Origin of the sequence: Phormidium pseudopriestleyi FRX01 (assembly GCF_017313335.1) — a bacterium.
In the GTDB taxonomy this organism is placed as follows: Bacteria; Cyanobacteriota; Cyanobacteriia; order Cyanobacteriales; family Laspinemataceae; genus Laspinema; species Laspinema pseudopriestleyi.
In genome coordinates, this window is record NZ_JAFLQW010000153.1 from 1 (window position 1) to 9,156 (window position 9,156).

The 9,156-nt window shown below is 47.2% G+C and carries 5 protein-coding genes; 3 read left to right on the forward strand and 2 right to left on the reverse strand.

Annotated elements, in window-relative coordinates:
* Positions 1-97: 97 nt before the first annotated feature.
* Complete coding sequence (locus tag J0895_RS05705; RefSeq protein WP_207087149.1) at positions 98-766, reverse strand: hypothetical protein; 669 nt, start codon at positions 764-766, stop codon at positions 98-100.
* Positions 767-1,154: 388 nt separating this feature from the next.
* On the opposite strand from J0895_RS05705, the gene J0895_RS05710 reads away from it, so the two are divergent.
* Positions 1,155-1,475: a hypothetical protein gene (locus J0895_RS05710; RefSeq protein ID WP_207087150.1), complete on the forward strand. Its 321-nt coding sequence runs from the start codon at positions 1,155-1,157 to the stop codon at positions 1,473-1,475.
* A gap of 124 nt (positions 1,476-1,599) precedes the next feature.
* Positions 1,600-1,845: a hypothetical protein gene (locus J0895_RS05715; protein WP_207087151.1), complete on the forward strand. Its 246-nt coding sequence runs from the start codon at positions 1,600-1,602 to the stop codon at positions 1,843-1,845.
* A gap of 741 nt (positions 1,846-2,586) precedes the next feature.
* Here the strand turns inward: J0895_RS05715 and J0895_RS05720 are convergent.
* Positions 2,587-4,089, reverse strand: a complete 1,503-nt coding sequence (locus J0895_RS05720) for a PAS domain-containing sensor histidine kinase (protein ID WP_207087152.1) — start codon at positions 4,087-4,089, stop codon at positions 2,587-2,589.
* A gap of 2,559 nt (positions 4,090-6,648) precedes the next feature.
* On the opposite strand from J0895_RS05720, the gene J0895_RS05725 reads away from it, so the two are divergent.
* Positions 6,649-9,099: an ATP-binding protein gene (locus J0895_RS05725; RefSeq protein ID WP_242541081.1), complete on the forward strand. Its 2,451-nt coding sequence runs from the start codon at positions 6,649-6,651 to the stop codon at positions 9,097-9,099.
* The last annotated feature ends 57 nt before the right edge of the window (positions 9,100-9,156 follow it).

Sequence of the window (9,156 nt, forward strand, 5' to 3'; positions counted from 1 at the left end):
AACAGTTAGAGGATTTGGTGACCAAACCCCTACCGTTCCCATTATTTCGGCAATCAATAGCGGCAAGGAATGCTAATTGAGGGATTGGACCGCTGTGTTAAATTTGACTGGGAGACTCAGAATTAGGCTCGGATGGGACTATATTTATCCGAGGTAAAAGAGTGGATTCAAAAAAATACACCCGATCGCAATAGCGATTTTGAGTAGAACAAACGGTTTCAATGGCAACATGGCTGACATTGCTCATATTCAGAGATAAAGAAACTTGCTCTCCGGGACTCAGGGTGTGTGAGACTTCCCGTACTCCATCTAAATAAATATTGACCGCATTCGGCGGACTCCCTCGGTCATTGTCGCGCATTCCAAATTCTAATAAGAGGGATTCAAATTGACCCTCTTGTTCTCCAATTCGACAGGTTACTGAGACTTCTCGACTTCCCGGTCCTAAAAAGAAATAAGAACGATAGACTTTTCTCCCGACGGATATATCTAAGGTTTCTTCTTGCGATCGCCCGGGTCCATTGGTGACACATTGAGTATCAAATAAAAATAATGGCACGGGTTCGCGAGCTTTGACAACGGGTTGGATCCAAGGCGCGATCGCCACAGATAGGATTCCCGCTGCCATCAGTTGATTGATGAAGGATCTATTTTGCATTGAGGGACAAACCACTAAGGGTTTTTGTATCTTATCATAGCCAATTTTGCCCCCGAATGTGGCACCGACTCTGGGGATTTTTTTCCGTTGTTTTGGGTACGACTCCATCCGGATTTTCTGACCTGTAGCGTACCGATGAGCCTGTTTCAATCGGGTTAACGGGAGTAGAGAGGCGATCGCCTCTCTACTCCCTAGATGGTTTTTTGGGGTGCGGGGATTTACCGCTTGCTCGTCCAGACTGTGGTAAACATCATCAGCATCCCCCCGACAAAAATCCCGACGGCCAGCAGTCCGGCCACTACATTAAAAATCCCTTCTGCATTTTCCATTAAGTGCGCTATCCTTTACAAGAATTTACAAATTTCTTATTTTTACCATACCTCAATTTTTGATAAAATTTATCTATGCTTCGTCCAATATCGAAGTCAATATGCTAGAGTAAACTTATCCCAAATTTGTAGTTCCACTTAGCACAAAACCCTTTCATAAGTTTATAATGTTTGATCTAATTTGCGAATTTTCTCGAACCCACTGTATTGCGATTTGCGCGTTTTTGGTTCCGGCTAACTTACTGGCCACCTTACAAACTCTGATTTTTATGGGCCTCGGAACCCAGAAACTCCAGATTCGAGTCATGGCGGCGATCGCGAGTTTTTATGCGAGTGTCATGGTCTTGCACGTCCTCAGTTGGTTCCTGATCGGGGTAGTCATGGCTCCTACCTATATCTTACTGGCTCTAGCCAGTATGTGTCTGAGCATTAACGTCTGGGCGATCGCGCATTCTCCGAGGGTGATTCCGTTACTACGACGCATCTAAGCAAGGAATTCCCCTAAAGCACCCCACTCGTGATACCCTAGCCGTGGTATCTTACCATTCACCATCGAGGCGATCGCCGCAATCGGATGAATGGTTTTAAAGGATTTAGGACTAGCAAGCTCCCATGAAAGAAAAACTTTTAAATTGGCTGAACCTGTTTTTAGTCGCCGATGTATTTTTCGTATTCTTAAGCTTTGGTTGGTTTGCGATCGCCGTCGTGGGACGCTCCACTGGGGTCAATCTCGGCCTAGATGTCTGGCATCAACTCTGGCAACCTGTTTTTAATCCAGCAATCGGCATTTTAATGGCCGGTGCGCTATTGAGTGGATTAACCAGTTGGATTTCTAAGCGATTAAATAAAGCCCATTAATCAGCCAGCGATCGCCGCTGTAGAAATCACTGATCCGCCCCTGCCTATCGGATTAACTCAACCGAAGTCGGGGGCGATCGCCACTTGAATACCGGGCTGCCTTCAGTCCCCATCCTGTTAGCCGAACCCGGGGTTTAATCTCTTTCAGTTTTTTTACGGAGTTGGTATTTTTTTGAAAAATCTGTTATAGTATTTCTAAGTAAATTCCCCGAGAGTTTCAACCCTTGACAACTCTCCCCCTCCACTTGATGAGGGTCGCCAATATAGCGTTTCTCATGTCCACAAGGTACAGCCCTCACCCCAAACCCCCTTCGACCCCCTTCGACCCCCTTCGACCCCCTTCGACCCTTCGACCCTTCGACTGGCTCAGGGCTCAGGGCTCAGGGCTCAGGGCTCAGGACAGGCCTCTCCCAAGACGGGAGAGGGGCTGGGGGTGAGGGTGAGTCCACCGAACCGCTATATCACCCCATTCCGAACCTAGAAAATTAATCCAGGAACAGCAAATTTTACCCGTCACCCTTTCTGCTTATGATGCAGAAATAGGACTGGATCAGGGTTTCGCTAATTTAAAGATTGGAAAGATAGCCCAACCCAACAGAATGGACCCATCTTAAAATAAAGCCGATGTTAAGGCCCGTAATGTAATGTAAATCCGCAGATTCGGGTCGCTACCGCTTCATGAGACCGCACCCTAGGAAAAAATCAAGAACAGGGTAAGATGCTCGGAACGGCTAAAAGAATTTAGCAAGCCTTGAGATGAGATTGAAATCGCGTTTGGGGCCGTAAATCCGAGCGATTAACCGGAGTTTCAGAAGACTTACGTTTTTGCTGTTGAATCGGAATTTCAATAATAAATTCCGTGCCTTCATCTGGAGTTGAGAGACATTGCAATTGGCCGCCATGTTTTTCCACCACGATGTGATAAGAAATCGACAAACCTAACCCGGTCCCTTTGCCCACTGGTTTGGTGGTAAAGAATGGATCAAACAATCGTTGTCGGACTTCGTCGCTCATTCCTGGACCATTATCGGAAATTTTAATCACCAGACGGGTTTCATCGCGATCGCCATTCGCCGAAATCTTTTCCACCAATTCTGTTGCAATTTTAATCTCGGGCGATATTTTAGAAGCTGATCCTTCCCCGGTGGAGTCGGACAACTCAGAATGCAGCACTAAAAACTTAGAACTTTCTTCAATCGCATCAATGGAATTGCTGATAATATTCATAAAGACTTGGTTGAGTTGTCCGGCATAGCATTCAATCTGCTCCAAGTCGCCGTACTCTTTAACCAATTCAACACCGGGAAATCCCGATCGCGCTTTTAGACGATTTTGCAGAATCAGCAGGGTACTATCAATCCCTTCATGAATATTCACTCGCTTCATTTGCGCTTCATCCAATCGCGAGAAATTCCGCAAACTCATCACAATCTCGCGGATGCGATCGGTTCCCAACTTCATCGAAGAGAGTAGTTTGGGTAAGTCTTGACTCAAAAATTCTAGATCAATTTCCTGAGCGTACTGAGTAATCTCTTCTGCCGGATTGGGGTAGTTTTGTTCATAAAGTTCCATCAACCCCATTAAATCTTGGATATAGCAACTGGCGTGATCGATATTGCCATAGATAAAGTTAACCGGATTGTTAATTTCATGAGCGACCCCAGCCACCATTTGACCCAAACTTGACATTTTTTCAGTTTGAATCAGTTGGGATTGAGTCTGCTTGAGTTGTTGGAGGGTGCGCTCAAGTTGGTGGGTTTGTTCTCTAAGTTGTGCCTCAGATTTTTGCAATGCTTCCAGTGCTCGCACCCGGGACGTAATATCACGCAGGGATGCCATCAGAGCTTTTTCCCCTTCCCATTCAGTTTCCACAATTCGCATCTCAGCGATCGCATCTTCTTGTCCTTTCCGCAAAATCTCCACTTGCGTTTGCACCACTCTTGTGCTATCGCGATCGCTATCTCCCACCCGCTGAAGAATTTCCGTCCCGATTTGACCCCCCTGGATTTCAAAGACCCTTGTGCCAAATACTTCTTTCCCCAGCAGAGCATCCGCTTGACATGACAGCAAACATTCCGCAGCGCGGTTAATAAAGCGGACCAGTCCTTTCCCATCAACGATGATAATGCCATCGGCCAATTTATCGATTACATTCCGAAACCGGATTTCACTGGCGGCGAGTTGTTGCTGGAGTTCCTGTCCTTCAGCTTGTTCTCTATACTCGGATTGAAGTGTGGTTAACATAGCCAATAACTTCCTCTACTTAAGATTTTCGCACAATTGCACTCTGTGGCCCCGGGCTTTACTTTTAAACAATTTCTCTAATTAGCTCGGCCTGATTATGGTTATGGAATCGGTGAAGCATCTAACCCTTCCGGGTCCGGCTGTGCTAACTGAGGGGCTTCCCCTTGGGCGATCGTAAAATTCTCTGACATTGGGTTGCTGAAAACTCTGATTTCCGGATATTCCTTATCGATTCGTGAGTTTTGCTTCGGGGTTCTCCTCGGCATCAGTGTAGTGACAACCTTTTGATTATCTTCATCTGATCAGCATCCCTTTAACAACTTGAGATCTGTGATTCGTGAATTTTGAGAAAGTTTTGACTTCGCCTACCTCTTGGGCAACCCGATTTTAGATATCTTCCTCCTTTGTAGCTGATACTTGACTCATGTTTTGTTGTATAGATCACTTTCTGAGTTTTTTAAGTATTTCTTAATACTTTTTCTAAAAACATGGGCTATGGAATCGAAGCTGAACGCCAGAGGTCATAAAACTTAATACAAAAGTTACATTTTTTCAGGGTTTGACCCAGGCTGATTCCTGACTTTTAGGGGCTTGTAAACCGAACAGCGATTCACCTGTAAAGAAGCTGGACAAAGGGGGATGAAGTCCAGCCGGTGCTATATTTTTTTGAGAAAAACCGCTTACTCTGATCTCGCAAAGCATCCAGGAGACCCGCGTTACTCTGATTTAATCGAGTATTATTCCTCAACTACGGAATGAAACTTCGGTCATCCACCTGAGAATTGACTCAGAAGCATTGGGGTAAAAAGTGATAATCTACTCAGATTCAGTCAGCAAATCTTCCTAATTCATCAGGGTGAACTCCCCAGAAAATCAAGATAATCAGCCATGCCCGAGAGTAGGAAACCCCTGGTCAACCGTTCGGGTACATCAGTTGTAAAAACCGATGAGTTTGAGGATACGGGAGAAGCTTAAAAGTTCCCCAAGGGAGACGAGCAATAAAGTGGTAAGTCTGAATGGACCACCCTTAAAACAGTAATGGGATGAGGAGGTTCTTCGTTTGAGGCCAGGGTGTGGATTATTACCTAGTTTAGCAATGGGATTCCCCGATGGATTTAGATGATTGGAGCCGAATGCATTAAATAGCAGTGATCCCCGCAGAGTCCCCGTAAAAAGGGGTACTGTTCTGCATCAAAGGTTCCGCCAACGCAGAAAAGTGTGAGAGTTGTCTTGGGTTTTGGAATGAGGCTACAGATTAGAGGGCACAGGGGCTGATTCATGTCCCTCTGCCTGGTGAAATCCCGGAAATAATGCCGGAAAAATACTTTATGATTCCTTTACAGAGACTGATTTTTTCTTTATCGTTTCTTTGCATTAAGATCAGGTCGGTTCACAACTCCCCGGTATCGGGTAAATATTCAGTGGGATTATCAAAAATACAGGCGGGAGAGTGTGGATTGGAGGATTTCTTTCCCAGGGGAGAAGCCCGTTCCCGTGGTCTACTCAGGTCGAAAAAGACCCGGTTAGGTTGAGCGGACCGAGTGACCGCAGCCCGGGGCGATCGCCGAGGATTGGGTTCCAGCTTTATTCGTTAGGATTCCTTGACATCAAGGATTTTTTTTTGATATCATTAGGTATTTTAAACTCGGCTTTTCTTGGAGTAAAAATTTAACGTGCTTCTGCAACGCAGGAGTTGTCCTCTCCTTTGCTCCTTGACCCAGCCCGAGTGACTTTTAGCAAAAGTTAATTTTTATTAAATAGTTTAAAAAAAAGAAACAAAAAAGACATACTAGATGATAGGAGAGGATGAAAGAGGGAATAAAACGGGCGGCTATAAATATAGCGATCGGGAAAATACCTTAGCTAAAATTGACAAGGATGGCTGCATCTGCGCTTTTTTTAAATTAGTCCTTAATCCGCAATTTCCCCGTATCGAGTGGGGGTGATTTCGCGTAAAATCAACTCAGTACCGGGCAATCCAATCCATGATAAAAAGCTACAGTCCAGTCAGAAAGACTGGCCGTTTCTAATTTTGGGAGAGGTACCTTCAGATGAAAGGACCAGTGCCAAGTCAAGAACAAATCAAAAATAACGGGAGGGATCAATTGTCAATCGGCCTTTCCAGGACCCTGACCTGGAAGGAGATCGCAGGATGGACCAATCAAAGTAGCGACAGCCCTCGGGCCGTCCGCTTTTTGTTGAGGGGAAATCAACCGGCATTGAGGGCGATGCGAGGTTATTCATCCTCGCTGATTCCATTTGTGGTAAAACTGTCCATAATAGGCCGAGCAGTCAAGCAAAAGCCAAAAAATTGGGTTGATGCTGGGGTGGCGATCAAAAGCATCCGGGAGTTGATCGAGAGTCACAGGGGTCCAACTCTGGAGGAACAACATTTAGAAGTGGTCTCAGATATAAATGGTTCTCCGGTTGTGGATCAAACCTTACCCGATTACGTCAGTTTGATACATTCCGAGGACTGTACCCGAGTTGATCCGCAAATCAGAGACGCTTTGATTCTGCCACGAGCGTTTTCCTGGGACTGGGACAGAATACCAAGGGATGGCATCGGGGAATGGGTGTGTCGTAAGCGACGATCTGCTGAATGGCGATCGCCGGCGCAGAATGTTGGGTCCTGGGGTAGAACTGCTGTACACAGATGGAATCGTCATGGATAAAACGAGTAATACCAAGTCCTGTGATCTTCAACCACCAGATGCCAAGATTGCCAGGAACTCTAACGATACCTGTGCGATCGCCTTGGGGTCAGATTTAAAAAATGTGGGTTATTTTCGACTCGATCGCGAGTGGAATTTTACCGAAATCAACCCCCAGGGTGAAGAAATTTTAGGCAAACCCCGGCATCATTTAATTGGTAAAAATATTTGGCAAGAATTAAGCCAATGGAATCAGTCTAAATTGATACAGGAGTACCGACGCGCCCTAGGTGAGGCACGGACGGTCACCGTTGAGGCATTTTATCTGGGACGGTGTTTAAAAATGCAAGCCTACCCAAACCCCGAAGGTTTATCCGTGTATTTCCAAAATGTGACCCCCCCAAACCAACTCGAAGACACTCCCCTGAATAGCAGTCGCCTCTATGGGTTCAGCGCTCAAATTGGGCGACTCATCGCTAACGGAGGACCCTTAGAAACCCTGTTCCCTGCGATCATGAGGGCGATCGTGGAGTATTTAGAAGTAACCTCCGCCTCCGTTTGGACCTTGAATCCGGCCCTCAAAGAACTAGAGATGCGATCGAATGTTGGGATTCCCCTAGACCAGGAACTGTTCCCCGATCGCATTCCCCTAGGACAAACCCAAATTGGCACCGTCGCGCAAACCCGCAAAACTTACACCGGCTGTTTGGTTCGCCAAAGAGATCGCGGTAAAAACGACAGCTTAGAAAATTGTGAACTCCACCCGGATTGCTTACTGCAACCCTTAGTCATCGACGACCAGATCTGTGGCGTCATGGCCGTCGTCATTGAGAATGGGGTCAGCGAGTCCGTCCAAAACCTCTTAATCTGGGTCGCCAGCACTTTAGCCCTAGCCATCGATCGCGATCGCACCCGGGAAGCCCTCCTCTCCCGTCGTGAAGGCTTGCTATTCCGCCTTGCCAGTCAAATTCGCAACTCCCTCGACCTCGATACCATCCTCGAAACCGCCGTCACCGAAATTCACTCCCTCTTACAAATTGACCGCTGTCACTTTTTGTGGTACTTGCCTCATCCCCTTCAGCCCAGTCTCACCGTCACCCATGAATCGCGATCGCCCAACAAAAAAAACCTGTTGTGCGAATACCCAGCCTCCCTCAGCGGCCCCCTCACCCAGAAAATTCGGGACCTAGAATCCTTGCGGAGCGATCGCCTCGATACCAGCGCCGACCTAGACGAAAAAACCCGCACCCTCTTCTGCGACATGGGGATTGTCTCCGTCCTACTCCTCCCCTTAGAAACCCGTTCCGGTCAACTCGGGGCCGTCGTCTGTAGCCATAGCGAACCCCGCCCCTGGACCGACAGCGAAATCGAACTCCTCCAAGGCGTCGTAGACCAACTCGCCCTGGCGATCGACCAAGCCGAACTCTACGCTCAAACCCACGCCGCCGCCCTCGCCGCCCAAACCCAGGCCCAACAACTCAGCGTCGCCCTGCAAAACCTCAAACAAACCCAAGCCCAATTAATCCAAACCGAGAAAATGTCCAGCCTGGGACAAATGGTTGCAGGCATCGCCCACGAAATCAACAACCCCGTTAACTTCATCACCGGCAACCTCGTCCATGCCAACAACTACACCCAAGACTTGCTGCACCTAATCGAAGTCTATCAAACCCTCTACCCCAATCCCGCCCCTGAAGTTCTCGAAGTCTCCGAAGATATAGACCTCGACTTCCTCCTCGAAGATCTCCCTAAAATCCTCGCCTCCATGCAGATGGGTGCCGATCGCATTCGCCAAATTGTCGTCTCCTTGCGAAACTTCTCTCGTCTCGATGAAGCCGAAATGAAGCCCGTAGACATTCATGAAGGCATTGATAACACCCTCCTGATTTTACACAACCGCTGGAAACCCAAAGGCAAAGACCCCGGGGTAGAACTCATCAAAGAATATGGAAAACTCCCCAAAGTGGAATGTTACGCCGGACAACTCAATCAAGTCTTTATGAACATTCTCACCAATGCAATGGATGCCCTGGAAAATCAAGGCGCACCTCATATTATTACAATCAGCACCGACATTGCCAAAACCGATGCCCTCGGCAACCCCAGCGAAGTCTCCATTCGCATTCGCGATAACGGACCTGGTATGACTGAAGAAGTTAAAAAACGCCTATTTGACCCCTTCTTTACCACCAAACCCGTTGGCAAAGGGACCGGACTCGGCCTCTCTATTAGTTATAAAATTGTCGTCGATAAACATGGCGGTGTACTCAAATGTGACTCAGAACCCGGCCAGGGTACTGAGTTTTTAATTCAAATTCCCGCTAAACAACCCTACGTTAAAAGTCGCTGCGCCTGATGGGTTATGGGGAAAATGGGGCTTACACGACAACCGGCTAGGGTTTAAACCCTAGCC